This is a genomic window from Curtobacterium sp. HSID17257 (assembly GCF_003989515.1).
Taxonomy (GTDB): Bacteria; Actinomycetota; Actinomycetes; order Actinomycetales; family Microbacteriaceae; genus Curtobacterium.
In genome coordinates, this window is record NZ_RBLU01000008.1 from 39,567 (window position 1) to 66,192 (window position 26,626).

Consider the following 26,626-nt stretch of genomic DNA (forward strand, 5'->3'; position numbering starts at 1 on the left):
ACCACTGACGACGAAGGAGTCCGCAGTGACACGCACCAGGACCAGCTCCGCCCGCCGCCGCACCGCACGACGTCGCACCGCACGCACGGCACTCGCCGTCGCGATCGCGGTCGCCGCGTCGGTCCTCACCGGCTGCGCACCGCAGGGCGCCACCGTGCTCGACACCACCGCACCGGTCCACCTCACCATGTGGTCGGGGCAGAGCGACGAGGCGGCGAAGCTCCTGCAGGGGCTCGTCGACGAGTACGAGGACGCACACCCGAACGTGACGATCGACATGTCCTCCGGGGCCTCGTCGACGGACGAGCTGCTGCAGAAGCTCGCGGCCTCGTTCGCCGGGAACGACTCACCCGACATCTCGTACACCTTCGGGTCGTGGGCGAGCCAGCTCGAACGGTCCGGGCGGACGCTCGACCTGCGCGCCGAGGCCGAGGACCCGGAAACGCACTGGGACGAGTTCTCCCCGGCGGCCCGCGGGACCGCGCAGCCGACCGGGCGGAAGGTGATCGGCTTCCCCGCGGTCGTCGACAACATCTCGCTCTTCTACAACAAGACGGTCTTCGACGCCGCCGGCGAGCCGTACCCGACGGCGGACTGGGACTGGTCGGACTTCCGTCGCACCGCGAAGGCGTTGACGGACCGGGACAGCCAGACCTTCGGCTACGGCTACTCGGTGTCCGGCAGCGAGGAGACCACCTGGCAGATGTGGCCGCACCTCTGGCAGAACGGCGGCTCAATCCTGTCCGAGGACGGCGAGCACGCCGCGTTCGACTCGAAGGCCGGCGTCGACGCCCTGTCGTTCATGCGGTCCATGGCCGTGACCGACCGCAGCGTGTACCTCGACCAGACGGACACCAAGTTCGCGCAGCTGTTCGAGAGCGACCGCGTCGGCATGATCACCTCCGGTCCGTGGGAGCTCTCCGCCCTGAAGACCGCCGGGACGTCGTACGGCGTGGTGCGGCTCCCGGGGACGGACGGCGACCACCAGACGGTGTCCGGACCCGACCTCTGGACCCTGTTCGACAACCACGACGTGAACCGCGCGTACTGGGCGAAGGACTTCACGAAGTGGCTGACCTCGCCCGCGCAGGACGAACGGTTCAACGTCGCTGTCGGCAACCTGCCGCTGCGGTCGAGCGAGGCCGACAGCCCGGCCTTCCGGGAGCAGGTCGCAGCCCTGCCCGGACTCGACGTCATCCAGGCGAACTCCGCGAACGCGAAGCAGGTCCGTCCGACCCTGCCCGGCTACAACGGCCTGTCCGAGGCCTTCGGCGACGCGGTGTCCCGCGTGCTGCAGGGCGAGGGCGAACCGGCCGAGGCACTCCGGCAGGCGACCGTCGCCGCCGACAAGGCACTCCGTCAGGGCTAGGAGGCCCCCGTGACCACTCCCGCACTCCGTACCCGTCCGACCACCGGCGCTGCCGGCGCCCCGGAGCCGCGTCGACGACGATCGGCCGCCGCCCGCGAGGGCCTCGCCGGCTGGGGCTTCGTCGGCCCGGCCCTGGCGGTCGTGCTCGGCCTCACGATCTTCCCCGGGGTCTGGGCGCTCGTCCTCTCCTTCCAGCGCTGGGACGGCTTCAGCCCGCCGTCCTTCGCCGGCATCGAGAACTACCAGGACCTGGCCACCGACGCGAGCGCGCTCGCGGCCGCCGTGCACACCCTGCTGTACACGGTCCTGTTCGTCCCCGCGTCCCTGCTGCTCGGGCTCGCCCTGGCCGTCGCCCTGAACCGGCGCATCCGGTTCATCGGCCTGTACCGCACGGCGATCTTCGTGCCGTTCGTGGCCTCGGCCGCGGCGACGGGCATCCTGACCACCTACCTGTTCAGCCCGCAGTTCGGCATCGTCAACACCGTGCTGCGCGTGCTGCACGTGCCGCCGCAGGGCTGGCTCGAGGACCGCTCCGAGGCGATGGTGGTGATCGTCATCATGTCCCTGTGGGGGCAGGCGGCCTTCACGACCGTCATCTACCTCGCCGCACTGCAGGACGTCCCCGGCGACGTGCTCGAGGCAGCGCGGATCGACGGCGCGAACACCTGGCAGACCTTCTGGCGCGTGGTCTGGCCGCAGCTGGCGCCGGTCACCGCGTTCGTCGGGATCTACCAGACCCTGCAGGCCGTGCAGCTCTTCGACCTCGTCTACGCGACCACCCGCGGCGGACCCCTCGACGCCACCCAGACGATCGTCTACTACCTGTGGAAGACGGCCTTCCAGAACCTGCAGTTCGGCTACGGGTCCGCCATCGCCTACGGCATGTTCTTCGTCACCCTCACCGCGACCGTGATCGTCACGGTCGTGCAGCGCCGAGCCGGAAGGAACGCGGCACGATGACCGTCGAGACCCGAGTCCTCGAGACCCCGAACCGGCGGTCCGCCGTCGCGGCACCGACGGGACGCCCCGCGCCCCGCCGTCGACGTCGCCTGCCGTTCAGCCCGTGGCACCTCCTGCTCGCACCGGTGGCACTCCTGTTCCTGCTGCCGTTCGTCGAGATGTTCCTCACCTCGCTCGAACCGGCGTCGGAGATCAACAAGTTCCCGCCGTCGTTCCTCCCGACGCAGTTCACCCTGTCGGGCTACACGCGCCTGTTCGCCGAGTCGGACATCCTGCACTGGCTCCTCAACACGGTGATCGTGTCGGCGTCCGCGATCGTCTCGCACCTGGTGCTGTGCTCGCTGGCCGGCTACGGGTTCGCACGACTGCGGTTCCCGGGGCGGACGTTCGGGTTCCTGGCGATCCTCGCGACGATCATGATCCCGTCGCAGCTCCTCATGATCCCGACCTACGTCATGTTCGCGCGGCTGCACCTCGTGGACAGCCTCGGCGCCGCGATCGTGCCGTGGCTCGCGTCGGCGTTCGGCATCTTCCTGATGCGGCAGTTCTTCCTCTCCCTGCCCGCCGAGCTCGAGGAGGCCGGCCAGATCGACGGGTGCTCGCGCCTGCAGGTGTTCTTCCGGATCGTCCTGCCCCTCGCCCGTCCGGCGCTCGCGACGCTCGCGATCTTCACCCTGCTCGGGTCCTGGAACGACCTGGTCTGGCCGCTCGTCGCGATCAACGACGCGGACTCGTTCACGCTGCAGCTCGGTCTGACGAACTTCCAGGGCGCGCGGCGGACCGACTGGTCGCTGCTGATGGCGGGGAACGTGGTCGCGACGCTGCCGCTGATCCTGCTCTTCCTGGTGGCGCAGAAGCAGTTCGTCGCGACGATGGCGTCGGCCGGCCTGAAGGGCTGAGCGGCACGATCGACGGGAGGCACGGTGCCCACGGGCACCGTGCCTCCCGTCGTCCGTGCGGGCGGTCCGGGAGGCGCGTGTCGGCCCGGCACCGTGCTGCCGGACGGCGCGGTGTGCCGGACGGGAGGCGCGGGTCCGGTCGGTGGCGAGCCTCCCGTCGTGCGTCCGGACGGTCGGGAGGCGCGTGTCGGCCCGGCACCGTCCCTCCCGTCCGGCGGTCCCACCGGGCACGACGAAGCGCCCCTCGGATCCCGAGGGGCGCTTCGGCGTCGTGCGGCCGTGTCGGCGACCGCTCACTTCAGGCCGGAGGACGCGAGCCCGTCGATCACCCGCCGCTGCAGCACGATGAACAGGACCAGCACCGGGGCCATCGCCATCAGGCTCGCCGCCATGAGCAGGGGGTAGTCGATCGTCCGGTCGCTGGACAGGGTCGCGAGACCGGCCGCGAGCGGCATGTCCTCGGCGCGGGTGGAGACCACCAGCGGCCAGAGCAGCTCGTTCCACGACCACAGCACCGTCGTGATCGCGAGCACGCTGATCGACGGACGTGCGAGCGGCAGCATGATCCGCCAGAAGGTCTGGAACGGGTTCGCGCCGTCCATGCGCGCCGCCTCCTCGAGCTCGGCGGGCATGTTGCGGAAGGCGGTGCGCATGAGGAACGTGCCGAAGGCGCTGAACAGGCCGGGTGCGACGATGCCGGCCAGGGTGTCCAGCCACCCGAGGCCCTGCACGATCTGGTACTGCGAGATGAGGTAGACCTGCGACGGCACCAGCAGGATCGAGAGCACGATGCCGAGGATGACCGCGCGTCCGCGGAAGCGCATGCGGGCGAAAGCGTAGCCGGCGAGCGTGCACAGCACGATCTGCGCCAGGGTGCGGATCAGGGTCACCCAGATCGAGGTCGCGAGCTGGTCGAGGAAGGGGAGCCGCTCGAAGACCCGGGCGAAGTTGCCCCACTGCAGCTCACCGGGCCAGAAGGTCGGTGTCGGCGAGGTCACCTGCGCGTTCGTGGACAGCGCCATGATGATCTGCCAGAGGAACGGGAACGCCATGACGAACCCGCCGATGCCGAGCACCACGTGGATCCACCAGTGGCTGCCACCGCGGCGACCGGGCCGCGACGCGGCCTGTGCGCGGGTGCGACCCGCGGCCCTCGTGGCCGCCGCGACCTTGCTGCCGCGCGCGTCGATGATGCCGGTCATGACTGGACCCACTTCCGCTGGACCCGGAACTGCACGACGGTGATGATGCCGATGAGCACGAAGATCACCATCGCGATGGCAGCCGCGAAGCCCTTGTCGTTGTCGATGAACCCGGCGTTGTAGAAGTAGAAGACGAGGGACATCGTCTCCGGGATGACCGGGTTGGTGGAGCCGAGGATGGCGTAGAGCAGGTCGAACAGCTGGAAGCTCGAGATCGTGGTGACCACCAGCACGAAGAAGATGCTCGGCGTCAGCAACGGCACGGTGAGCGAGCGGAACTGACGCCAGCGGCTCGCACCGTCGAGCTCGGCCGCCTCGTACAGCTCGGGCGGGATGTCCTTCAGCCCGGCGCCGAGGATGATCATCGAGAACCCGAGCGACGACCACAGGCCGACGAGGGACACCGCGACGAGCGCGAAGCCCGGGGTGGAGATCCAGTACGGGCCGTCGATCCCGAAGCGGCCGAGGAACCAGTTCACGATGCCGAAGTCGCCGTTGAACATGATGCGCCAGACCAGGGCGATCGCGGCCGGCATCGCCACGTAGGGCAGGAAGAAGAGCACCCGGTAGAACTGTGCGAACCGCAGGCCCGGGGTGTTGAGCAGGCTCGCGAGCCAGACCGCGATCGGGATGCCGAGCAGGACGATCACCGTGTAGACGATCGTGTTGACGAGCGACTGGTACAGCTGCGGGTCGGTCAGCAGGCGGCCGTAGTTCGCGAGCCCGGTGAAGGTGGCGCCGCCGAAGACACCCCAGCTCGTGAACGAGTACCAGAAGGTCTGCAGGATCGGCCAGATGAAGAACGTGCCGACGCCGATCAGCAGCGGGAGCACGAACAACCACGGCCAGATGCCGTCGGTGCGGTGGGCACGGGTCGATCGCGGCCGATCGTCGTGCTGGGGTCGGGACGGCGGAGACGGCCGGGTCGCCGTCGTCTGCCGGGTGGTGGTCGTCATCGGGTCGCTCCTACGCCGGGGCGGGCGGATCAGGGGGTGCGGGTGTGGGTGCGGGGAGGTGGGTCCGGTGGGACGGACGACGCCGATCGACCGGGAGGACCCGGCCGATCGGCGTCACGGTCACTCCTCGGCGAGCGCGGCGTCCATCTCCTTCGCGAGCTCGGCCGTCACCTGGTCGACGGGTCGCGAGCCGTCGAAGGCGCTCGGCAGCAGGTTCGTCTCGAGGGTGTTCCACGCGGCGGTGTTCCTCGACACCGGCAGCGGCTTCGCGTAGTCGACCGCGTCGAGGAAGACCTGCAGGTCCGCGTCGGGCATCGTCTTCGTGAAGGCGTCCTGCGTGCCCTCGTAGGCCGGGATCACCGCGCCCATGTCACCCTGCTGCTGCTGGGCCGGCTTGCTCGCCAGGTACGCCTGCAGTGCCTGGGCGGCCGCCTTGTTCTTCGACCCCTCGGCGACGACGTTCGAGACGCCGTGGATGACGGTCGCCTGCTCCTTGCCCTTCGGCAGCGGGTAGACGACGACGTCCTGCTCCATGTCGGTTCCGATCAGCGCCGACCGGAACCAGCTGCCGCCCTGGTACATCGCGAGCTTGCCGGAGGTGAACCACTGGTCCGCCGTGGTGTCGATCAACTGCTTGATCGTCGGCGAGGCGCCGGAGGCGATCAGGTCCGTCCAGAAGCGGATGCCCTCCTGAGCAGCCTTCGTGTCGTACTCCGACTTCCCGTCGTCGACGACGGACCCGCCGGCCTGGAAGATCGTGTCGTAGTAGGTGGTCTGTCCGTCCATGCCGCCGGCGGCGCCGTACGCGCCGTCGCCCTTGAGCTTCTGCGACAGCTCGGCGGCGGTGTCCTGGAAGTCCTGCCACGTCCAGTCCTTCGACGGCAGCGGCACGCCGGCCTTCTCGAACAGGGCCTTGTTCACCCAGACGCCGATCGTGTCGAAGTCCTTCGGGACGCCGTACTGCTTCCCGTCGTAGGTGTACAGGTCGTCGAGCGCCTTCGAGTACTTCGACGGGTCGATCGCGCCCGACTCCACCGCTCCCGTGATAGGCGCGAGCTTGCCGTTGCCCGCGTAGAGCTGGAAGTTCGGACCGTTCATCCAGAACAGGTCGGGGAGCGTGTTGCTGGAACCCTGCGTCTGCAGCTTCGTGAAGTAGTTGGCGTACGGCGTGACGTCGACGTTGACCGTGATGTCCGGGTACTCCTCGTTGAAGCCCTTGATGTTCGCCTTGATCGCGTCGACCTGGTTCTGGTCCCACACGGCGTAGGTCAGGTCGGCCTTCGTGTCCTTCGCGACCGTGCCCGTCCCGGAGTCGGAGCCGGCGGAGGACGCGCTGCTGCACCCCGCGAGGAGGGCGACGGCGCTGACCGCGGCAGCGAGGCCGAGCAGGGCACGGCGGCGACCGCGGCCGTGACGGGGGGAGGGGAGGGTCATCGGGTGTTCCTTCCGGAGGGGTCGTCGTGGCCGGCTGCGGCCGCGAAGTGACGGATGGTGGCTTCGGGGAGGGGCGGCACGTCGAGCGGGACGGAGCCGTTGCGGAGCGAGCGGGTGGCGAGTGCGCCGGCGGCGACCGCCATGCGCGCCGCGATCGGGGACAGGGTCGTCGGCTCACCGAGCGCGACGGAGCGGAGGAACTCGGTCATGGTGAGGAGATCGGCGTCGGCGTGGCCGTCCTCGACGCCGTCGATCGGGTACTCCACGTCACCGGCGACGTCCCACCCACGGCGGTGGTTCCACACCTTGACGACGCCACCGCCGGTGTCCCCGATGTTCTCGAGTCGCCCGTGGGTGCCGATCACGGTGTAGTTCCGCCAGTAGTCGGGCGTGAAGTGGCACTGCTCGTAGCTCGCCTGCACGCCGTTGTCGAGCGTCATCATCACCATCGAGACGTCCTCGACGTCGACGACGGGGTTGAGCCCGGTCTGCTCGGCGGGCGGCCAGTTGTCGAACGAGAACCAGTCGGTCATGAGCTCGTCGCTGCGGTCCCGCCGGTCCGTGACGTCGCCGTACACCGAGAGCGACCCCATCCCGACGACCCGGCTGGTGTACGCACCGGCGAGGGCGTGCACGACGTCGAGGTCGTGGCTCGCCTTCTGCAGCAGGAGCGAGTTCACACGGCTGCGGTCGGCGTGCCAGTCCTTGAAGTAGTAGTCCCCGCCGTTGCCGACGAAGTGGCGGACCCACACCGCCTTGACCTCGCCGATCTCGCCGCGGGCGATGACCTCGCGCATGAGGCGGACGACGGCTGCGTGCCGGAAGTTGTGGCCGACGTACAGGGGCGTGCCGGTCTCGGCGGCGGTGTCCAGGACGGCGTCGGCGTCCTCCACGGTGATCGCCAGGGGCTTCTCGAGGTAGACGGCGATGCCGGCGCGGAGCAGGTCGGTCGCGATCTCGGCGTGGGTCCAGTCCGGGGTGGTGACGATCGCCGCGTCCACGAGGTTCGGTGCGCCGTCCGTGCCGATCAGGGCCCGGTGGTCGGCCACCACCTCGGCCTCGGGCCAGTGTGCGGCGGCACGGTCCCGCCCGGCGGGCGTCGTGTCGGCGGCGGCCGTGACCCGCGCGTCCACGCCGTCGGCGTCCAGGCCCGCGGCGGCCACGTGGTCGGCGATGGCTGCGCGCTGTCCGATGCCGACGACGCCGACCCGGAGCAGGCGTGTGCTCGTGGTGGTCATCTCGCTCCCTTGCGTGATTGTGACGGTAATGATGCCAAATCGATCATGAGTGCACAATAAGCACGCACGGCGCGATCACGGAAGCGTTCATCCGACGTTGTTACATGTCGGCAACGTCCGGCGGTCGACGCGCACGGCAGGGCTGTGGGGCGCCGTGGACGCATCCGAGCGGCCGCGCATCCGAGCGGCCGCGCATCCGTGCGGTCCGGATCGGTCGGGTCAGCTCGCGACGACGAGCTCCACGCCGGCCGATGCCAGTTCCGCGGCGAACGGAGCAGGGACCGGCTGGTCCGTGACGAGCACGTCGATGCGCTCGAGCGGGCAGATGCGCGCGAAGGTGGCGCGCTCGATCTTCGTCGAGTCGGCGACCACCACGACTCGGCGGCCGACGGACGCGAAGTGCCTGCTGACCTCGGCCTCGCCCTCGTGCATGGTCGTCGCGCCGTACTGGCCGGTCAGACCGTCGACGCCGAGCACGACGACGTCCAGTGCGAAGCCGTCGAGCGTGTCCCGCACGGTCGGCCCGATGAGCTCGTAGGACTGCCGCCGCGCCACGCCGCCCGTGACCATGATCTTGACGTTGGCGCGGACGGACAGCTCGTACCCGATGTTCAGCGCGTTCGTGACGATGGTGATGCCGCACTCGCCGTCGGCGCGGAGGAAGCGCTCGCTCTTGCCGAGCTCCCGCGCGACCTCGGTCGTCGTCGTCCCGCCGTTCAGGCCGACCGTGTCGCCGGGCGAGACGAGCGCCGCGGTCGCCCGGGCGATGGCGGTCTTCGCCTCGGCCTGCCGTGCGATCTTGTACTGCAGCGGCAGCTCGTACCCGGCCCCCAGTGCTGCGGCCCCTCCGTGGGTGCGCGTGACGAGCCGCTGGTCCGCCAGTGTCGCGAGGTCGCGGCGTGCGGTCGCAGCGGAGATGCCGAGGGCCTCGCCGATCTCGGCGATCGAGACGTTCCCGCGGTCGCTCACGAGCTCGAGGAGCGCGTTGAGCCTCTGCTGCGGGGTCATGGCGTCATCCTACGGGCGAGCCTGCCGTGCGATGTGAGCGGAAATGATGCGCGTTGTTTGCACTGATCATGATCGGTCGGCAGGCTGACGGCGTCCGATCAGCGCTGGTCGGCGTGATCGGAGGGCCCGCGATGACCGCTGACGGCGCAGTGCTCGGGATCGACGTCGGGGGCACGAGCATCAAGGTGCGCCTGGTCGCCGACGACGGGCGGGTGCTCGAGGAGCAGCGCGTCCCGACCCCGCGCGACGACCTCCACGCCGTCGCACTGGCCGGACTCGTCGCGACGCTGGGGCAGCGGGCGCGGACGCTCGCACGGCAGCACGGGGCCGACCTCGGGGCGATCGGACTGGTCGTCCCCGGGGTCGTCGACGAGGACAGGGGCCGTTCGGTGCTCTCGGTGAACCTCGGCTGGCGGGACGTGCCGGTCCGGGCCCTGGTGGAGGGGGCCCTGCGTGCGGCAGGCGTCGACGCGGTCCCGCTCGCCTTCGGCCACGACGTCCGGGCCGGCGCGCTCGCCGAGGTCCACGCCGCCACCCCCGCAGCGACCCCGGGCGGTCCGCTCGCCACCGATCCTGCCACCGCGCTCGGTCGCGGCACCGTCGCGTTCGTCCCCGTCGGGACCGGTCTCGCGAGCGCCCTGGTCGTCGACGGCCGGGTCGTGTCGGGCGGTGGCTGGGCCGGGGAGATCGGCCAGGTGCGGATCCGGGACGGCGCGCACGCGGGCCTCCGGGTCGAGGAGGTCGCCTCGGCCGGCGCCGTCGCGCGTCGCAGCGGTTCCCCGAGTGCCCACGACGCGATGCTCCGGGTCCTCGACGGCGACGCGGTGGCCCGACGGGCGTGGGACGACTGCGTCGACGTGCTCGCCGACACCCTGGCCTGGCTGACGGCGGTCGCCGGCTGCCACACCCTGATCGTCGGCGGCGGCCTCGCCCAGTCCGGGCCGCTCCTCTTCGACCCACTGCGGGCCGCGGTGGCGGACCGGCTCACCGGGGTCAGGCTCCCCGAGCTGGTGGGCGCGCGCCACGGTGATGCGGCCGGCGCCATCGGTGCGGTGCTGCTCGCCCGCCGTGTGCTGGTCGCCCCGGCGCGGTCCGGCTCCGCGCGCGCCGGTTCGACGGACGCCGTGACGGTGACCGCGTGACGGCCCTCGTCCGCGCCCCACGCATCGTCACCGCCGAGGTCGACCTCCCGGACGCCTGGCTCGCGGTCGACGGTGACCGGGTCGCCGCGGTCGGCACCGGTCCGGCACCCGCGCACGACCACGTGACCGAGGTGACGGGCACCGTCCTGCCGGCCTTCGTCGACCTGCACGCGCACGGCGCACTCGGGCAGGACTTCGCCTCGTGCTCGGTCGACGAGGCCCGTGCAGCGGCCGCCCACCACGCCGCGCGGGGGACCGCCCACCTGGTGGCGTCGATCGCGACGGGCACCGTCCCCGACACGGTCGCGGCGCTGCACCGCCTCCGACCGCTCGTCGACGACGGCACGCTCGCCGGACTGCACCTCGAGGGACCCTGGCTCGCTCCCGCCCGCCGGGGTGCGCACGCCGTCGGGCTGCTGCACCCGCCGACCCCCGACGAGGTCGACCTGTTCGTGGACGCCGGCGGCGCAGCGCTCCGGATCGTCACCCTCGCACCCGAGCTCCCGGGCGCGCTCGACGCGGTCCGGCGGCTGGTCGCGTCGGGCATCGTCGTCGCGATCGGGCACACCGACGCCGACGGCGACCAGGTCCGGGCGGCGGTGGACGCCGGCGCGACCCTCGTCACGCACCTGTTCAACGGGATGCCGCCGCTGCACCACCGTGCGCCAGGCCCGGTCGGCGTCGCGCTGTCGGACGAGCGGCTCACCGTGGAGTGCATCGTCGACGGCCACCACCTCGACCCCGTGACCGTCGACCTCGTGCGCGGAGCCGCGGGTGACCGCCTCGTGCTCGTCTCGGACGCCATGGCTGCGACCGGCTGTGCCGACGGCAGCTACCGGATCGCGGGCTCCGAGGTCGTCGTCGCCGACGGGGTCGCCCGGTTGGCGGACGGCTCGTCCCTGGCAGGGAGCACGATCACGGTGGCGGACGCCGTCGCGCGCTTCGTCGACGGTCGTCCGGACCGGCTGCCGACCGCCGTCCGCGCGTCGTCCGCACGAGCGGCGTCGCTGATCGGTCTGCGTCCGCCGCTCAGTGTCGGGGCTCCCGCCGACCTCGTGGTCGCCGGTCGCGACGGGCACGTCGACCCGCTGCCGCTCGGCCCGACCGCCTGACCGAGGGCGGCAGCCTGCTCGGGCGATCCGTGTCGCGGAGCCGGAGCCGGTGCCGTCGGACGGGAGGCGCGGTGCGGGCCCGCCCCGTGCCTCCCGTCCGGATCAGCGGCGCGACGACGGGCCGCACGCCGCACCCACGACCGGGCACCGGTTGCCGTCGAGCTCGTCGGTGTACTCGCCGCCGTCGCCGAGCAGCACGTGCCGGTACGCCGCGTCGTCGATCGGTCGCGCGGACCGCACGGCTGCCTCGAGCAGGCTGTCGTCGACCTCCGGGAGGGCGCTGACGGCCACGAGCGTGTCGCCCACGACCGCGGCGACCTCGTGGCCGTGCTCGCTCGTCCGTCGCACGACCTCGCCGTCCTCGTTGCACGACGTCTCCGCCTCGGAACCACCACCGGGGGCGACGCCCTCGATCGGTCGGCCGCACGGCGGGGTCGTCGCGGCGAGCGTGACCACCGTCAGGTCGGACCCGGAGGTGTCCCCCGGGGCGTGTGCCTTCTCGGCCGGCGACGAGAACACCTGCAGGAAGCCCGGCAGGCGCTTCTCGATGTTCGCCTCGTACACGGAGCCGTACCCGTCGGGGGAGATCGTGACGGGTCGGAAGTCCGCGCCGATGGCGGTCTGCGCCCGAGCGATCGCCTGCTGGTCGCCTCGCGCGTCGCCCGTGTCGACCCGGATGCCGACCGAGACGACCAGTGCGACGATCCCGATCGCGGCGGCCGTGCTCGCGACGATGCCGGCCTTCCGAGGGACCCCGCGGTGCGCGAGCATCGCCGGGACCGCGGCGACCACCGCGCCCCCCAGGTACGGCGTCGGCGGGAAGGCGAGGAGCGGGAGCGTCGGCTCGGGGCCGGCGAGTGCCGCGGGCAACAGCGCGACCAAGGCGACCGTGGGGACGAGGACGATGCCCGTCACGCCGAGCCACGCCGCCCGACGCCGCCGTGTCGTGAGGACCGCCAGACCACCGAGCGCTGTGGACGTCACGAGCGTGAGGCCCAGCAGCGCCACGAGGCCGGGTACCCCGGTGAAGAGCGTGAGGAAGGTGGCCGCTCGTGCGAGCTGCGCGGCGCCCAGGCCGATCGCCGTCGCGCCGAGCACGTGAACCCAGGCATGCGTTCCGGTCTGCTCGATGGTCGTGTCGCCCACGCCGTGCCCCCGTTCGCCGGACCCCCTGTCCGACGAGCCGATCCTCGCACGCCGCGCGCCGGTCACGGTGCCGGACGACCCCGGATCAGGCGCTGTCGGCTCCGGCGACGGTCGACCCCCGCACCACCAGGGACACCGGGTTCCGCACGCGCCCCCGCTGCACCTTCCCCTCGATGGTGTCGACGAGTGCTCCGGCGGCCAACCGCCCGAGCTGCTGCAGGTCCATGTCGACGCTGGTGAGCCGCGGTCGGGCGCCCTCGACCAGGATGTCCCAGTTGTCGAACCCGACGACGGCGACGTCCTCGGGGATCCGCCGCCCGGACTCCCGCACCGCGTCCATGACCCCGCGGGCGATGTGGTCGCTGCCGGCGACGATCGCGTCGAGGTCCGGGTGGCGTTCGAGCAGGCGCTCGGTGGCCCGACGCCCCCACGTCTCGTTCCACTCGCCGAACACGCGGCCCGGGCTGCCGACGAGCTCGAGCCCGTGCTCGTCGAGTGCCGTCGCGGCGCCGCGGAGACGATCCCGCGCCGCGGCGTAGGTGTCCTCGCCGTTGACGATCGCGATGCGCTGCCGACCGGTCGCCACCAGGTGGTCGACGGCGATCCGCCCGGCGAGCTCGTTGTCCGGCTCGAAGGACAGGTCCTGCTCGTCGGTCGACGGGGCGTACACGTAGACGACCGGGACGTCGGGCTTCGCCTGGAGCGGGGGTCGCGGGTTCGTCGTCCGCCCCACGATGAGCACGCCGTCGACCCGTCGGGTGAGCAGGGACTGCAGCTGCAGCTGCTCGCGCATCGCGCTGTCGCGGGCGTCGGCGAGCAGGACGCTGAGCGAGCCGGCGCCGAAGGCGTCCTCGGCCCCGAGCAGGATCGGCAGCACGAAGCGGTTGTCGAGGTCGCTCGTGAGCATGCCGATGGTGTTGGTCGACGCGCGGTTCAGGGCGCGTGCGAACGGGTTCGGGGTGAAGGACAGGGCGGCGGCGGCGGCGAGCACGGCCTCGCGCGAGCGGGCGCTCACGTGCGCGCGACCGTTGAGTGCCTTCGATGCCGTGGCGACCGAGACGCCAGCGGCGCGGGCGACGTCGGCCAGTGTCACGGTCTCGACCGTCGTCGCGGTGCGGTGATCCTCGTCGTCCATCAGCCCCTCCGAAACCAGTTTACGAAAGTTCTTGACACTGCGGCAAGAGTGCTCGTACATTGCTCCCGAAACCGGTTTCGGTTCCGCTCGACGAAGAGTTCCTCTCCCACGGGGTGCCCTTGTCGGGACGGTCGCAGCCGGACCCGAACGGCGATCACGTCGCATTCAGAGAGGAACCCGTGATCATGCGCACCAAGACTGTTGTCCGCATCGGCGCGCTGGTGGCAGCAGCCAGCGTCGTCGCCGGTCTGACCGGATGTTCTGCCCAGTCCTCCGGCTCCGGTTCGTCGGACGCCGCGAAGGGCACCTACACCTTCTGGGACCCGTACCCCCAGTACGACGCCTCGTCGGCGTGGGGCAAGCTCGTCACCCAGTGCGGCAAGGACGCCGGCGTCACCGTCAAGCGGACCGGGTACGACACGTCGGACCTGACGAACAAGGCACTGCTCGCCGGGCAGCAGGGCAAGTCGCCCGACGTCCTGCTCGTCGACAACCCGGTCGTCTCGACGCTGGCGCAGGCCGGGATCGTCACCGACACCGCCACGAACGGCCTGAAGACCGGCGACATCGCGGAGAACATCCTCGGCGCCGGCGTCATCGACGGCAAGACATACGGCGTCCCGATCGGCGCGAACACCCTGGCGCTCTACTACAACCCCAAGGTGCTCGAGGCCGCTGGCGTCGACCCCGCGTCCGTGAAGGACTGGGACTCGCTGACCGCGGCACTCGCCAAGGTGAAGGCGGCCGGGAAGAAGGGCATCACGTTCTCGGGCATCAACACCGAGGAGGGCTCGTTCCAGTTCCTGCCGTGGTTCTGGGGTGCCGATGCCGACCTGACCAAGCTCGACTCCGCCAAGGCGGAAGAAGCGCTGGACCTCTGGAAGGGCTGGATCGACGAGGGCTACGCGCCGAACTCGGTCATCCAGAACACCCAGACGACCAGCTGGCAGGAGTTCCAGTCGGGCGACTTCGCCTTCGGCGAGAACGGCACGTGGCAGAAGGACGCGGCCGAGGAGATGGGCGCCGGCGTCATCACCATCCCGGCGAAGGACGGCGGCGCCGCTCCGGTCCCGACCGGCGGCGAGTTCTTCACCATCCCGGTGCAGAAGGACGACGCCCGGTACGCGACGACGAAGAAGATCGTCGAGTGCCTGTCGTCCGGTGACGACGTGGTGAAGACCGACAACACGCTCAACTACATCGCCGCGTCGAAGGACCTCCAGCAGCAGCAGCTGTCCGGCAACGCCGACCTGAAGACCTGGGTCGAAGCCGTCGGTGCTGCCCGCGCTCGGACCGGGGACAACCTCGGCGTGAAGTACCCGGTGATCTCCGAGCAGCTCTGGACCGCGGTGCAGAAGGCCGAGTCCGGTTCGGCGTCGACGTCCGACGCCCTGCAGGCGGCCCAGCAGGCCGTCGACTCGAAGCTGCAGAAGTAGCCGCCGGCGACGTCCAGCACCGACACCACCCGCACCACCGAACGGAAGCCGACACGACCATGACGACCGACACGACGTCACTGCGACCGTCGGCTGCGCGTCCCCGGGCCGAGGACACCGCCTCCTCGGCCCGGAGCCGCCGCGCGCACGCGCAGCGGAGAGCGCAGCTCACGGCCTGGGCGTTCCTCGCCCCGGTGGCCCTGTACCTCGTGCTCTTCTACGCGTACCCGCTCTGGAAGAACATCGAGCTGAGCCTCAAGCACTACACGGTGGCGTCCTTCGTCTCCGGCAACGCCCCCTTCGTCGGCCTGCAGAACTTCGTCGACGTGTTCTCGAACGCCACCTTCGGCCCGGCGATCTGGCACACCACGGTCTTCGTGCTCGTGTCGATCGTCGTGCAGTTCGCCCTCGGGCTGGCCCTCGCGGTGTTCTTCCACGACCACTTCCCGCTGTCGGGGCTGCTGCGCGCACTGTTCCTCGTGCCGTGGCTCCTGCCGCTGCTGGTGTCCGCCAGCACGTGGTCGTGGATGATGAACAGCGACTCGGGCATCGTGAACGCGTTCCTCGAGGCGGTCGGCATCGGGCAGATCAACTGGCTGACCTCGCCCGACTGGTCGCTCGTCGCGGTCCTGGTCGCGAACATCTGGATCGGCATCCCGTTCAACCTCGTGATCATGTACTCCGGCCTGCAGGGCATCCCGGGGGAGCTCTACGAGGCGGCGTCCCTGGACGGAGCGAACGGCTGGCAGCGCTTCTGGCGGATCACGTTCCCGCTGCTCCGCCCGGTCACCGCGATCACCCTGCTGCTCGGCTTCGTCTACACGCTCAAGGTCTTCGACATCATCTGGATCATGACGAAGGGCGGCCCCTCCGGCTCGTCCACCACGCTCGCCATCTGGTCCTACCAACTGGGCTTCGGATCGCTCCTGCCCGACTTCAGCTCCGCCGCGACCGTGGGCAACGTGCTCATCGTCATCGCCCTGGTCGTCGGCCTGGTCTACGCGCGCGTCCAGCGCCGCCTGGAGGTGTGAGATGGCCACCACGACCGTCACCCGAGCCGTCACGACCCGCACGACGAGCGGTCGCGGACGCACCACCGCGACACCGACCGCAGCGAAGCGCTGGTGGCGGACCGCACTCGGGATCGTCCTCACCGCCGTGATGCTGTTCCCCGTCTACTGGATGGTGAACGTCTCGCTGACCCGCGACCAGGACATGCGGAAGAGCCCGCCGAACCTGATCCCGATCGACGGGACCCTGCACGGCTACACCACGGTGCTCGGCCAGCAGCTGCCGTTCCTCGGCACGAGCCTGCTCGTCGGCCTCGGCACGGTGGTGCTCACGCTCGCGCTGTCCGCCCCGGCCGCGTACTCGCTCGCCAAGCTGGGCCCGCGCGGCGGCGGTGCGATGAGCTTCGTGCTCCTCATCGCACAGATGATCCCCGCGATCATCATGGCGATGGGCTTCTACACGATCTACGTGCAGCTCGGGATCCTCGACACGGTCTGGGGACTCATCCTCGCCGACTCGACGATCGCGGTGCCGTTCGGGGTCCTCATCTTCACGGCGTTCATGCGCGGCATCCCCGACGAGCTGCTCAACGCGGCCCGCATCGACGGCGCGAGCACGTGGCGGACGTTCACCGCGGTCGTCATGCCCGTCAGCCGCAACTCGGTGGTGACGGTCTCGCTCTTCAGCTTCCTGTGGGCGTGGTCGGACTTCCTGTTCGCCAACACGCTCGACGGCGGCGGGGACGCGAAGCCCATCACCCTCGGCATCTACGCCTACATCGGCAACAACAACCAGGAGTGGAACTCGATCATGGCCACCGCCGTGGTCGCGTCGATCCCCGCCGCGGTGCTCCTCGTCCTCGCCCAGCGCTACGTCGCCGCCGGTGTCACCGCCGGCGCCGTGAAGGACTGACGCACCCGTACCCGTACGTCCCAGGAGGACATCGTGACCATCACCCACACCACCGTCGCGGCCGGTCCGGTCGTGCCCTCGACCGGCGCGCTCCGCCCCCTGCCGCTCGGTGACCTGCGCCTGACCGGCGGCTACTGGGCCGACTGGCAGCAGCGCAACGCCGACACCGTGATCCGGCACTGCGAGACCTGGATGGAGCGCATCGGCTGGACCGGCAACTTCGACGCCGCCGCCACCGGGCAGCCGTTCGACCACGCCGGCATCGAGTTCGTCGACTCCGAGGTGTACAAGCTGCTCGAGGCCATGGCGTGGCAGCTCGGCGCGCAGCCCGACGACGACCTCGCCGAGCGGTACGACCGCCTGGTCGAGCGGGTCGCCGGGGCGCAGGACGCCGACGGGTACCTGCACACCGCCTTCGGTCGTCCGTGGCAGCGGCCCCGGTGGTCCGACATGGAGTGGGGCCACGAGCTCTACTCGATGGGGCACCTGCTGCAGGCTGCGGTCGCCCGGTTGCGCACCGCCGGTGGCGGGCAGCTCGTCGACGTGGCGGTCCGCCTCGCCGACCACCTCGTCGACGTGTTCGGGACGGGCGGACGGGAGGCGGTGTGCGGGCACCCGGAGATCGAGCCGGCCCTCGTGGAGCTCGGCCGGGCGACCGGCGACCACCGGTACGTCGAGCTGGCGCGGACGTTCGTCGAACGACGCGGTCACGGTCTGCTCGCGCCGATCGAGTACGGCCAGGAGTACTTCCAGGACGACGTCCCCGTCCGGGACGCCGAGGTCCTGCGGGGGCACGCCGTCCGGGCGCTCTACCTGGCCGCGGGCGCGGTCGACGTCGCCGTCGAGACCGGCGACGCCGAGCTGCTCCGCGCGGTCGAGACCCAGTGGGCGAACACGGTCGCCAAGCGCACCTACCTGACCGGTGCGATGGGGGCGCACCACCAGGACGAGGCGTTCGGCGCCGACTTCGAGCTCCCGCCGGACCGCGAGTACGGCGAGACGTGCGCGGCGATCGCGTCGAACATGCTGTCGTGGCGCCTGCTGCTCGAGACCGGGGAGTCGAAGTACGCCGACTTGATCGAGCGGACGCTCTACAACGCGGTCATGGTCGCCCCGCGCGAGGACGGCCGGGCGTTCTTCTACGCCAACACGATGCACCAGCGGGTCGCGGGCACGGTGCCGCCCGAGGACGAGGTGAGCCGCCGCGCGCTGTCGAGCCTGCGTGCCCCGTGGTTCGAGGTGTCCTGCTGCCCGACGAACCTGTCCCGGACGCTCGCGAGCGTGCAGACCGTGTTCGCCACCGTCAGCGACGACGGCCTGCAGCTGCACCAGTACGGCGACTACGAGGTCGACACCGTGGTGGGCGACGGCGCCCGTGCGGCGTTCTCCGTGCGGTCGGGCTGGCCGCACGCCGGCCGGGTCGAGGTCGTCGCGACCGCCGACTCCGGCGGCCCGGTCGCCCTCCGCCTGCGGGTGCCGTCCTGGGCGTCCGGCACCACGCTCGACGTGGTGGACCAGGCGGTACCCGTGGGCGGCGACACCGTCACGGTACGGCGGGTGTTCACCGCCGGGGACCGCATCGTGCTCGACGTGCCGGTGCAGGCCCGCGTCACGGTCCCCGACCCCCGCATCGACGCCGTCCGCGGCACCGTCGCGATCGAGCGCGGTCCGCTGGTCTACGCCATCGAGTCCCTCGAGGCCGGGGTCGACGTGCGTGACGTCGTGGTGCCGGCCGGAGTCGAACCGGCCGACCACGGTGCGGACGACGTGCGTCTGCCCGTCCGGACGCGCTCGCTCCCGGAGCCCGACGGACTGCCCTACGGCGCCGGGCCGGACACGCTGTCGGTCGACGGCCCCCGCGAGGTGCGCCTGGTGCCGTACGCAACGTGGGGCAACCGCGGTCCGTCCACGATGCGGGTCTTCCTGCCCGTCGGGTAGGCGAGCCGCGGACGGGAGCCGCACCGCGCCTCCCGTCCGCCCCGCACCAGCGCGACCAGCGCAGCGCGACGCGGTCCGGCCGGATCGGCCACGAGAGGAGGAGCGATGGCGCTCGACGGCTCCGAGAAGCCGACGATCTACGACGTGGCGCTCGTCGCCGGGGTGTCCCACCAGACCGTGTCCCGCGTCCTGAACTGCCCGGAGACGGTGCGACCGGTGAACCGGCACCGCGTCCTCGCGGTCATCGCCTACCTGGGCTACGAGCGGAACACCGAGGCGGAACGCCTCGGTCGGCTCCACAAACACGCCGCGGGCACCGCGGAGTGACCACACCACCGCTCCGGGACCACCCGGAGCGCCACGAGGAGGAAGCAATGACGCATCTTCGCCCACCAGTCCGGACCGAGCAGCCTCGGAGCCGACCGCGCCGGACCGCAGCGGTCCTCGCCGCGGTCGTCGCCGGGACCGCGGTCCTCGGCTTCGGCGCCCCCGCCTTCGCCGCCGGCAACACCCTCACGGTGAACGTCGGCACCACCGTCCGCCCGGTCACGCACGTCGCCGCCGGCGGGTTGTACGGCGTCGACACCGGCAGCACGCCACCGCTCAGCCAGCTCTACCCGCTGCACGTCAACACCTTCACCCAACCGCCGCCCGGTACCCAGCAGCTCGGCAACGGCGCGACCAGCCCCTGCTGCGACGGCCTGCAGGTCGCGGACAAGATCACCGCCGCCGGCGGGCAGCAGTACCTCCGGCTCCCCGACATCTTCAGCACCTTCCCGTACAACTGGGTCAGCTGGCCCGACTGGGAGTCGAAGATCCGGACGATGATCACCGCGAGGGTGAACGCGACGAACACCACGAACATCGCCGGGTACGAGATCTGGAACGAGCCCGACGCCAACTGGGCCGAGAGCACGAAGAACGACCCGAACGCCGGCACGTACCTGAACGCATGGACGCGGACGTACCGGGACATCCGCGCGATCGACACCCTGACGCCGATCATCGGACCCGGCGCCAGCGCGTACAGCCACGACTTCATGGTCGGGTTCATGACGAACGCGAAGAACACGAACACGCTGCCGTCGGTCGCGGTCTGGCACGAGCTCGGGGACTTCAGCTACCAGGACGTGCAGGCACACGTCGCCGACTTCCGCGGCATCGAGGACTCCCTCGGGCTGCCGCACATCCCGATCTCGATCAACGAGTACGCCTCGCCGGGCCAGGTCGACCAGCCGAGCATCGGCGTGCACTACATGGCCGCGTTCGAGCGGGCGGGCATCCACGACGCCGAGCGCGCGTACTGGTACGAGGCCGGGACGATGGACGGGCTGCTGTACGACAACCAGCCCACCGCGTCCTACTGGGCCTACAAGTGGTACGGCGACCAGTCGGGCAACGTCGTCCAGACCGTGCCGCAGTCCTACCTCGACGGCGTCGCCTCGTACGACGCCAGCCGCAAGCAGGTGAACGTCGTCTTCGGCGGTGACAGCGGCACGAACACCGTCCGGGTGAACGGGCTCGCCGGCCTCGGCAGCCAGGTCTCGGTGCAGCTCTCGTCGACGAACACCACGGGCCGGAAGACGAACCAGGCCGCCCCGAACCTCGTCTCGACCACGACCTACAGCGTCGTCAACGGTTCGATCAGCGTCCCGGTGTCGAACATGGACGCGGTCGCCGCCTACCAGCTGCTGATCACGCCGACGACCGGTGTACCCACCTACCAGCAGACGTACGAGGCGGAGAACGCGACCGTCGTCAACGCCAGCCGCCTGTCCTCGTCCACCGCCTCGAACGGCGGCTACGTCGGCCGCATCGACAACTCCGGTGACGTCCGGACCGACAGCTTCGTGGACTTCCTCGTCGACGTGCCGACCGCGAGGTCGTACACGATGACGGTCAAGTACGCGAACGGGACCGGTACGACCGCCACGCAGGGGCTCGCCTACAACGGGGGCGCGTTCTCGACGGTGAGCTACCCGCCGACCACGTCCGGCTGGGGCAACCCCACCGGCAGCGTCGACGTCACGGTGCAGCTGAAGGCCGGGTACAACGTGATCCGACTCGCGAAGGGCTCGCCGAACTTCGGCGGCGGGACCGGGTACGCCGAACTCGACAGCATCCGCCTGCAGTAGACGCCACCCAGCGGACGGGCTCGCTCACCACGGGGCGGGCCCGTCCTCGGCCGACGCGGCCCGCGCCGCCCGCACGATCGCCGGCAGCTGTGCGTACCGCCGCTCCTGGAACAGCCCGTGCAGCACCAGCAGCACCACCACCACGACGACGCCCCCGGTCACCGCGAGCGGCGTCGTCGTCACATGTGACAGCAGCGCCACGACCCCGGCGCCGGCGACGACCGAGTTCACGGCGCCGATCGCCGACGACAGCGTCGAGAACACCCGCCGCCACGACGCGGTGCCACCGATGTCGAGCATCTCGTTCGGTGCGTGCCCGCGGGTCGGCATCGGGAAGTACCGCGCGCCTCCCGGCAGGATCGTCCGGTAGTACCGACGGATCTGCTGCAGGGCGGCGAGCGCCGCGACGTCCTCGAGGGACGTCTCGACCAGCCGTACGTACGTGAACACGCCGAGCAGGAACACCATGGGCAGGACCGCGGCGAGGAACACGACGGCGAACGCGGTGTCCGCGAGGAAGCCGAAGGCGACCAGGCTGCTCGACAGGGTCGTCAGGTAGATCGATGCCCGCGTCCCGGACTCCGACACCGTCGCGTTCCGCGCCGACTCGAGGATGAACTGCTCCGTCAACAGGGCGCTGAAGAAGGCGCTCGGCCGGTCGGGCAGGTGGTCGGCGGACTCGCGCGCGTCGGGCAGGTCCTCCACGGTCAGGAGTCGTGCCGGACCGCGGCGAGCACCGCGGCGGCGACGGCGTCGGGCTGCGAGACGGCGATCGCGTGCGATGCGCCGGCCAGTTCGGTCGCCTCGACGAACGCGGCGCGCTCCGCCATCCACCGGTGTGCGGCGACCGGGATGTTCCGGTCGTCCTCCCCGAAGACGCTCCACGCGGGCAGGGACGACCAGGCCGCACGGGAGGCTCCGAGCGGCTCCCCGAGGGCGGCCTCCGTCACGGGACGCTGCGCGATCGCCATGGCGGCTGCCTCGGGTTCGCCCACGTCGTGCGCGAACTGGTGGCGGAAGCGCGTCGGGTCGATGCGGAACTCGACACCGCCGTCGGTCAGCGGCGTCGGCAGCAGGGTCTCGCCGAGCGTGCTCCCCGGGAACCGGCCGGCGAGGTCGCCGGCGCTCTCGCCGGGCGCGGGGACGAAGGCGCCGACGTAGACGAGGGCGGTGACGGCGTCGAGGTCGGCTGCTGCCTCGGTCGCGACCATGCCGCCGTAGGAGTGGCCGACGAGGACGACGGGGCGGTCCAGGGAGCGGACGAGGTCCTGCAGCGCGCGGGCGTCGGCGCGGACACTGCGCAGGGGGTTGGCGAACGCGACGACGTCGACGTCCTCGGCGGTGAGCTGCGCGGCGACCGCGTTCCAGCTCGAGGAGTCGGCGAACGCGCCGTGGATCAGGACGGCGGTGGGCGTGGTTCCGGGCATCGGTGGCCTCTCGGTGTCGGGTGGTCGGTGCGGGGCGACCGACGGGCGGCCGGTCGCCCCGCACCCGGTCAGTGCTGCAGTGCTGCGGACAGGTGTGCGACCGCCTGGGCGACCGCGGCCCGGGCCTGCGGGGTGTCGTGCATGCTGTTCACCATCACGAAGTCGTGGATGATGCCGCCGTACCGGACGGCGGTGACCTCGACGCCGGCGCGACGGAGCTTCGCGGCGAACGCCTCGCCCTCGTCACGGAGCACGTCCGCCTCGCCCGTGATCACGAGGGTGGGCGGGAACGAGGCGAGCTGTTCCTCGGTCGCGCGGAGCGGGGACGCGGTGATCTGCGCCCGGTCCTCCTCGCTCGTCGTGTACTGGTCCCAGAACCAGCGCATGCCGTCGCGGGCCAGGAAGTACCCCTCGGCGAACTCCTCGTAGGACGGGGTGTCGAAGGAGGCGTCGGTCACCGGGTAGAACAGGACCGCCCCGCGGAAGGACACGTCCCCGCGCTCGGCTGCCATGAGGTTCAGCGCGATGGCCATGTTGCCGCCGACCGAGTCGCCGGCGATCGCCACGGTGCTGCCGTCCAGGTCGTGCTCGGCGCCGTGCTGGACGACCCACTGCGCGACCGCGTACGACTGCTCGTTCTGCACCGGGTAGCGGTGCTCCGGGGCGCGGTCGTACTCGGGGAAGACGACGGCGGCACCGGTGCCCACCGCGAGGTCGCGGACCAGGCGATCGTGGGTGTGGGCGTCACCGAAGACCCAGCCGGCACCGTGCGTGTAGAGCACGACGGGCAGGACGCCGGTGGCGCCCTTCGGCCGGACGACACGGGCGCGGACGGAGCCGGTCGGACCGCCCTCGACGGTGACCCACTCCTCGTCGACCTCGGGCTTCCAGATCTCCGAGTCCTGCACGCCGTCGACGGCGGCGCGGCCGTCCTCCGGGCTGAGCTGGTAGAGGAACGGCGGGTTCGCGGTCGCCTCGGCGAAGGCCTGGGCGGCGGGTTCGAGGGCGATGCCCCTGGGGTTCGCGGTGGTCACGACTGGTCCTTCCGGTCGAGTTCGGTGACGGCGTCGGTGATGAACGCGACGACGTCCTGGGGGTGGGAGAGCATGACGAGGTGCGGGGCGTCCAGCTCGACGACGGCGCGGAAGCCGCCGCGCTGGTACCCGAACCGCTCCACGTCCGGGTTGATCGTGCGGTCGGCGGCGGAGACGATGCCCCACGCCGGCGTGGTCCTCCACGCGGCGACCGGTGCCTGCTCGCCGAAGGCCAGGGCGGCCAGCGGACGCTGCGAGACGGCGAGCACCTCGGTCGTCGTCCGGTCGATCCCGGCGGCGAAGACGTCCGGGAACGCGTCGACGGCGACGGACACGTCGGTGCCGTCCTCGCCACCCGGCACCGGGAACGGCGTGTACACGAGGTTCGCGGCGAGGTCGGAGTCCGGGAAACCGCCCTGCAGGGCGCCGAGGCTCTCGCCCTCGTCGAGCGCGTACCCGGCGAGGTACACGAGCCCGACGACGTTCTCGGCGGCGCCGGCGACGGTGATGACCGCGCCGCCGTACGAGTGGCCGACGAGCACGACCGGGCCGTCGATCCCCTCGACGATCGAGCGGACGTGGGCGGAGTCCCCGAGCAGGCTGCGGTTCGGGACCGCGGGCACGACGACGCGGTGCCCCTGGTCGAGCAGTGCCCGGGTGACGGGAGTGAAGCTCGCCGAGTCGGCGAACGCTCCGTGGACGAGCACGATGGTGGGTGCTGACACCGTCGCTCCTCTCTGGATCGGATGGTGGAGGTGGGACGGCCACACGCTAGGGCGGGTCGACGGTGCCTGTCGTGGCCCCGCCCCGGTCAGCTCGACGAGCATCCGTCCGCACGCGAGCGGGCTCCGCGGCGTCTCCGGGCGGGAGGCACCGCTCCGGTCGTCGACGGGTCCTGCGGACCCACGGGCACCGACCGCTGCGGAGGGGGAGCGTGACGGTGGCCCCACGGGGGCCAGCTCCGGCACGCGGTCGCACCGACCTAGGTACGTCGGCCCACCGGATTAGGTCGTCGACGGGTGGCGGCGGCGGGGCCGCCGACCCTACCGTCGAGACGGGAAGGGGGACGCATTGGACGACCTGACGACCGATCTCGGGGCCTACCTCCGCGCTCGCCGCGACCGGCTCCGGCCGCAGGACCACGGGTTCGAGACCGGACGTGGCCGCCGGGTCCGGGGACTGCGCAGGCAGGAGGTCGCCGAGCTCGCCGGGATCAGCGCCGACTACTACCTCCGGCTGGAGCAGGGCAAGGACCGTCGCCCCTCGGCGCAGGTCCTCGCGTCGCTCGCGCGCACGTTCGGGCTCGATGCCGACGGCCGTGAGCACCTCTTCCGCCTCGCCGGGCAGGTGGGCCCGCGGCCTCGCACGGCCGTGTCGCCGTCGTCGGGGACGGACGGCCAGGGCGGCGACCCGGGCGCGGTCCGGGGCGGGGCGGTCGACCTGACCTCGATGCTCTCCTCGTGGTCGACCATCCCGGCCTACGTGGTCGACCGGCACCACGACCTGGTCGCCGCCAACGACCTGGGGCGGATGCTGCTGCCCGCCGGGTGTGCACCCGGGGCGAACGTGCTCGAGGAGGTCGTCCGCCGGGCCGACCGCGAGACGGACGAGCGGCACCGTGCCGCCTGGGACCGGACCGTCGCGGACATGACCGCGGCGCTGCGGTTCCACGCGGAGCCGGGAGCGCCGCGGCTCGACGAGCTCGTGGAGCGCCTCGCATCGCGGTCGCGCACCTTCCGGCGGGTGTGGGAAGACCACGAGGCGCGACCGCTGCGCGAGGGCTGGGCACCGGTCGAGGTCGAGCCCTTCGGGTGCGTGACCTTCCGGTGGCAGACCCTCGAGGTGTCGGGCGGGGAGCACTTCCTGTCGTCGTTCTCGGGCCCTCCCGGCAGCGCTGCAGCGGCCACCGTCGAGTACCTCCGGGCCCGCCACCAGGTGGAGGTGCGGCTGCGGGAGGATGCCATACTCGACGCGTGGAGGAGCGTTCCGGTGTGGTCGGGCGGGACGGAGAGCTCGCGCGTCTGGGTTCCCTGATCGACCGGATCGGGTCCGAGGGGTCGGCCGTCGTCGTGGACGGTGACGCCGGGGTCGGCAAGACCACCCTCGTCGACGCCGTGGCCGAGTACGCCCGGGGTCGCGGCGTGCGGGTCCTGCGCACCGCTGGTTCGACAGCGGAGTCCGGCGAGCAGTACGCCGCGCTGCAGCTCCTGCTCCACCCGCTCCGTGCCGGCATCGACGTCCTGCCACCGCCCCAGCGCACAGCGCTCGCGGTCGCCTTCCGGTCGGCGGAGGGCGAGCAGCCGTCGCCGCTGCTCGCCGGCCTCGCGGCGCTCACGGTCGTGTCCGACGCGGCCGCCGTCACCCCGCTCCTGCTCGTCGTCGAGGACGTGCACTGGATCGACACCGAGTCGCGGTGGGCGCTCCGGATGCTCGCCCGGCGCATCGGGCAGGACCCCGTCGTGGTCCTCATGACCACGCGCGAGCGGCGCACCGACGACGACGCTGGTCTCGAGCGGATGCACCTCGGCCCGCTGTCGGCCGCGGACGCCGACGCACTCCTCGACGCGCTGCCACGGCCACCCCTCGGCGCGGCCCGCCGAGCACTCCACGAACTCGCGCAGGGCAACCCCCTCGCCCTCGTGGAGCTCACCGGCAGGGGCCCGGACCCGGTCGAGGACGGCGCGGTCACGCGACGTCTCGAGACGGCGTTCGCGGAGCGGTTCGCCGACCTGGACCAACCGACCCGACTCGCGGTGCTCGCCATCGCCCTGGGCGGGACCGCCACGGCGGAGGACGCGGGCCGCTTCGTCGACCGTGCCCTCGGCCGCTACCCCGACCCGTCGTGGATCGACCGGGCGGTCGCCGCGTCCCTGCTCGTCTGGTCGGACCGGAGCGGGCTGCGGTTCCGGCACCCGCTCGTGCAGACCGCCGTCACGAAGATCAGCCGACCGTCCGAGCGGGCGGCCGTCCTCCGCGCCCTCGTGCAGGAGCACGCGTCCGACCCGGTGCGGACGCTGTGGTGGCGGTCCGAACTGGCGACCGGTCCGGATGCCGAGCTCGCGGCCGAGCTCGCCGCGCACGCCAGGTCGGCGCTCGCGACCGGTGACCCGGTGGCCGCTGCCCGGGCGTCGG

General features: G+C 71.6%; 24 protein-coding genes. 13 read left to right on the forward strand and 11 right to left on the reverse strand.

Annotated features, from left to right (window positions below):
- Positions 1-25 precede the first annotated feature (25 nt).
- From D8M35_RS02975 to D8M35_RS02985, 3 genes are read left to right on the forward strand one after another with little or no spacing between them, the layout of a single operon-like run.
- The gene (locus D8M35_RS02975; RefSeq protein WP_202976515.1) at positions 26-1,369 is read left to right on the forward strand and encodes an ABC transporter substrate-binding protein; all 1,344 of its coding nucleotides are present in this window, start codon (positions 26-28) and stop codon (positions 1,367-1,369) included.
- A gap of 9 nt (positions 1,370-1,378) precedes the next feature.
- Positions 1,379-2,329 carry a carbohydrate ABC transporter permease gene (locus D8M35_RS02980; RefSeq protein ID WP_126890488.1) on the forward strand — a complete coding sequence of 317 codons (951 nt, stop codon included), beginning with the start codon at positions 1,379-1,381 and terminating at the stop codon, positions 2,327-2,329.
- Positions 2,326-3,228 (forward strand): carbohydrate ABC transporter permease, encoded by a 903-nt coding sequence (locus D8M35_RS02985; RefSeq protein ID WP_126890489.1) that lies wholly within the window; start codon positions 2,326-2,328, stop codon positions 3,226-3,228. Before D8M35_RS02980 ends, D8M35_RS02985 begins: the two co-directional genes overlap by 4 nt.
- Before the next feature lie 293 nt (positions 3,229-3,521).
- On the opposite strand, the gene D8M35_RS02990 is transcribed toward D8M35_RS02985, so the two are convergent.
- From D8M35_RS02990 to D8M35_RS03010, 5 genes are all read right to left on the reverse strand, one after another.
- Positions 3,522-4,430, reverse strand: coding sequence for a carbohydrate ABC transporter permease (locus D8M35_RS02990; protein ID WP_238638068.1), 909 nt, complete (start codon positions 4,428-4,430; stop codon positions 3,522-3,524).
- Positions 4,427-5,386: a carbohydrate ABC transporter permease gene (locus D8M35_RS02995; protein ID WP_238638069.1), complete on the reverse strand. Its 960-nt coding sequence runs from the start codon at positions 5,384-5,386 to the stop codon at positions 4,427-4,429. Before D8M35_RS02995 ends, D8M35_RS02990 begins: the two co-directional genes overlap by 4 nt.
- 120 nt (positions 5,387-5,506) lie before the next feature.
- A complete protein-coding gene (locus D8M35_RS03000) occupies positions 5,507-6,820 on the reverse strand; it encodes a sugar ABC transporter substrate-binding protein (protein ID WP_126890490.1) in 1,314 nt (437 codons plus the stop codon).
- Entirely contained in the window at positions 6,817-8,058 is a 1,242-nt protein-coding gene (locus D8M35_RS03005; RefSeq protein ID WP_126890491.1) for a Gfo/Idh/MocA family protein, read from the reverse strand. The genes D8M35_RS03000 and D8M35_RS03005 overlap by 4 nt, the downstream gene beginning before the upstream one ends.
- A gap of 219 nt (positions 8,059-8,277) precedes the next feature.
- Positions 8,278-9,066 carry a DeoR/GlpR family DNA-binding transcription regulator gene (locus D8M35_RS03010; RefSeq protein ID WP_126890492.1) on the reverse strand — a complete coding sequence of 263 codons (789 nt, stop codon included), beginning with the start codon at positions 9,064-9,066 and terminating at the stop codon, positions 8,278-8,280.
- Between the two features lie 131 nt (positions 9,067-9,197).
- Here D8M35_RS03010 and D8M35_RS03015 point away from each other — a divergent pair, with 131 nt between their 5' ends.
- Positions 9,198-10,208, forward strand: coding sequence for an ROK family protein (locus D8M35_RS03015; RefSeq protein WP_161972583.1), 1,011 nt, complete (start codon positions 9,198-9,200; stop codon positions 10,206-10,208).
- Positions 10,205-11,320, forward strand: coding sequence for an N-acetylglucosamine-6-phosphate deacetylase (locus tag D8M35_RS03020; protein WP_126890494.1), 1,116 nt, complete (start codon positions 10,205-10,207; stop codon positions 11,318-11,320). Before D8M35_RS03015 ends, D8M35_RS03020 begins: the two co-directional genes overlap by 4 nt.
- 102 nt (positions 11,321-11,422) lie before the next feature.
- Here the strand turns inward: D8M35_RS03020 and D8M35_RS03025 are convergent, their stop codons facing one another.
- On the reverse strand, positions 11,423-12,466 hold the full coding sequence (locus tag D8M35_RS03025) for a hypothetical protein (RefSeq protein WP_126890495.1): 1,044 nt from the start codon (positions 12,464-12,466) through the stop codon (positions 11,423-11,425).
- 85 nt (positions 12,467-12,551) lie between these two features.
- Complete coding sequence (locus D8M35_RS03030; RefSeq protein ID WP_126890496.1) at positions 12,552-13,601, reverse strand: LacI family DNA-binding transcriptional regulator; 1,050 nt, start codon at positions 13,599-13,601, stop codon at positions 12,552-12,554.
- 185 nt (positions 13,602-13,786) lie between these two features.
- Between D8M35_RS03030 and D8M35_RS03035 the strand changes: the two genes are divergently transcribed.
- The 6 genes from D8M35_RS03035 (at position 13,787) to D8M35_RS03060 (ending at position 21,033) form a co-directional block, all read left to right on the forward strand.
- A complete protein-coding gene (locus D8M35_RS03035) occupies positions 13,787-15,037 on the forward strand; it encodes an extracellular solute-binding protein (protein WP_126890497.1) in 1,251 nt (416 codons plus the stop codon).
- A gap of 59 nt (positions 15,038-15,096) precedes the next feature.
- Positions 15,097-16,068, forward strand: coding sequence for a carbohydrate ABC transporter permease (locus tag D8M35_RS03040; RefSeq protein ID WP_126890498.1), 972 nt, complete (start codon positions 15,097-15,099; stop codon positions 16,066-16,068).
- A gap of 130 nt (positions 16,069-16,198) precedes the next feature.
- Positions 16,199-16,960 (forward strand): carbohydrate ABC transporter permease, encoded by a 762-nt coding sequence (locus tag D8M35_RS03045; protein ID WP_250368274.1) that lies wholly within the window; start codon positions 16,199-16,201, stop codon positions 16,958-16,960.
- A gap of 33 nt (positions 16,961-16,993) precedes the next feature.
- A complete protein-coding gene (locus D8M35_RS03050; protein WP_126890500.1) occupies positions 16,994-18,898 on the forward strand; it encodes a glycoside hydrolase family 127 protein in 1,905 nt (634 codons plus the stop codon).
- A gap of 105 nt (positions 18,899-19,003) precedes the next feature.
- Positions 19,004-19,225, forward strand: coding sequence for a LacI family DNA-binding transcriptional regulator (locus tag D8M35_RS03055; protein WP_126890501.1), 222 nt, complete (start codon positions 19,004-19,006; stop codon positions 19,223-19,225).
- Positions 19,226-19,272: 47 nt separating this feature from the next.
- Complete coding sequence (locus tag D8M35_RS03060) at positions 19,273-21,033, forward strand: hypothetical protein (RefSeq protein ID WP_202976516.1); 1,761 nt, start codon at positions 19,273-19,275, stop codon at positions 21,031-21,033.
- Positions 21,034-21,057: 24 nt separating this feature from the next.
- Here D8M35_RS03060 and D8M35_RS03065 read toward each other — a convergent pair whose 3' ends face one another.
- The 4 genes from D8M35_RS03065 to D8M35_RS03080 all read right to left on the reverse strand — a co-directional run bounded on the left by D8M35_RS03065 (position 21,058) and on the right by D8M35_RS03080 (position 24,219).
- On the reverse strand, positions 21,058-21,738 hold the full coding sequence (locus D8M35_RS03065) for a hypothetical protein (protein WP_126890502.1): 681 nt from the start codon (positions 21,736-21,738) through the stop codon (positions 21,058-21,060).
- Positions 21,739-21,740: 2 nt separating this feature from the next.
- Positions 21,741-22,460, reverse strand: coding sequence for an alpha/beta fold hydrolase (locus D8M35_RS03070; protein ID WP_126890503.1), 720 nt, complete (start codon positions 22,458-22,460; stop codon positions 21,741-21,743).
- Between the two features lie 68 nt (positions 22,461-22,528).
- Positions 22,529-23,494, reverse strand: coding sequence for an alpha/beta hydrolase (locus tag D8M35_RS03075; protein ID WP_126890504.1), 966 nt, complete (start codon positions 23,492-23,494; stop codon positions 22,529-22,531).
- A complete protein-coding gene (locus D8M35_RS03080) occupies positions 23,491-24,219 on the reverse strand; it encodes an alpha/beta hydrolase (protein WP_126890505.1) in 729 nt (242 codons plus the stop codon). Before D8M35_RS03080 ends, D8M35_RS03075 begins: the two co-directional genes overlap by 4 nt.
- Positions 24,220-24,565: 346 nt before the next feature.
- Between D8M35_RS03080 and D8M35_RS03085 the strand changes: the two genes are divergently transcribed.
- Both D8M35_RS03085 and D8M35_RS03090 read left to right on the forward strand, forming a co-directional pair.
- A complete protein-coding gene (locus D8M35_RS03085) occupies positions 24,566-25,528 on the forward strand; it encodes a helix-turn-helix domain-containing protein (RefSeq protein WP_126890506.1) in 963 nt (320 codons plus the stop codon).
- A partial coding sequence (locus D8M35_RS03090) for an ATP-binding protein (RefSeq protein WP_161972584.1) occupies positions 25,468-26,626 on the forward strand: 1,159 nt, incomplete at its 3' end. The genes D8M35_RS03085 and D8M35_RS03090, both read left to right, overlap by 61 nt.

Bases quoted from the DNA above. Each gene is read 5' to 3' on its own strand.
- D8M35_RS02985 (WP_126890489.1), top strand. From the start codon at position 2,326: ATGACCGTCGAGACCCGAGTCCTCGAGACCCCGAACCGGCGGTCCGCC.
- D8M35_RS02990 (WP_238638068.1), bottom strand. From the start codon at position 4,430: ATGACCGGCATCATCGACGCGCGCGGCAGCAAGGTCGCGGCGGCCACG.
- D8M35_RS02995 (WP_238638069.1), bottom strand. From the start codon at position 5,386: ATGACGACCACCACCCGGCAGACGACGGCGACCCGGCCGTCTCCGCCG.
- D8M35_RS03000 (WP_126890490.1), bottom strand. From the start codon at position 6,820: ATGACCCTCCCCTCCCCCCGTCACGGCCGCGGTCGCCGCCGTGCCCTG.
- D8M35_RS03005 (WP_126890491.1), bottom strand. From the start codon at position 8,058: ATGACCACCACGAGCACACGCCTGCTCCGGGTCGGCGTCGTCGGCATC.
- D8M35_RS03010 (WP_126890492.1), bottom strand. From the start codon at position 9,066: ATGACCCCGCAGCAGAGGCTCAACGCGCTCCTCGAGCTCGTGAGCGAC.
- D8M35_RS03015 (WP_161972583.1), top strand. From the start codon at position 9,198: ATGACCGCTGACGGCGCAGTGCTCGGGATCGACGTCGGGGGCACGAGC.
- D8M35_RS03030 (WP_126890496.1), bottom strand. From the start codon at position 13,601: ATGGACGACGAGGATCACCGCACCGCGACGACGGTCGAGACCGTGACA.
- D8M35_RS03035 (WP_126890497.1), top strand. From the start codon at position 13,787: ATGCGCACCAAGACTGTTGTCCGCATCGGCGCGCTGGTGGCAGCAGCC.
- D8M35_RS03040 (WP_126890498.1), top strand. From the start codon at position 15,097: ATGACGACCGACACGACGTCACTGCGACCGTCGGCTGCGCGTCCCCGG.
- D8M35_RS03045 (WP_250368274.1), top strand. From the start codon at position 16,199: ATGCTGTTCCCCGTCTACTGGATGGTGAACGTCTCGCTGACCCGCGAC.
- D8M35_RS03055 (WP_126890501.1), top strand. From the start codon at position 19,004: ATGGCGCTCGACGGCTCCGAGAAGCCGACGATCTACGACGTGGCGCTC.
- D8M35_RS03060 (WP_202976516.1), top strand. From the start codon at position 19,273: ATGACGCATCTTCGCCCACCAGTCCGGACCGAGCAGCCTCGGAGCCGA.
- D8M35_RS03070 (WP_126890503.1), bottom strand. From the start codon at position 22,460: ATGCCCGGAACCACGCCCACCGCCGTCCTGATCCACGGCGCGTTCGCC.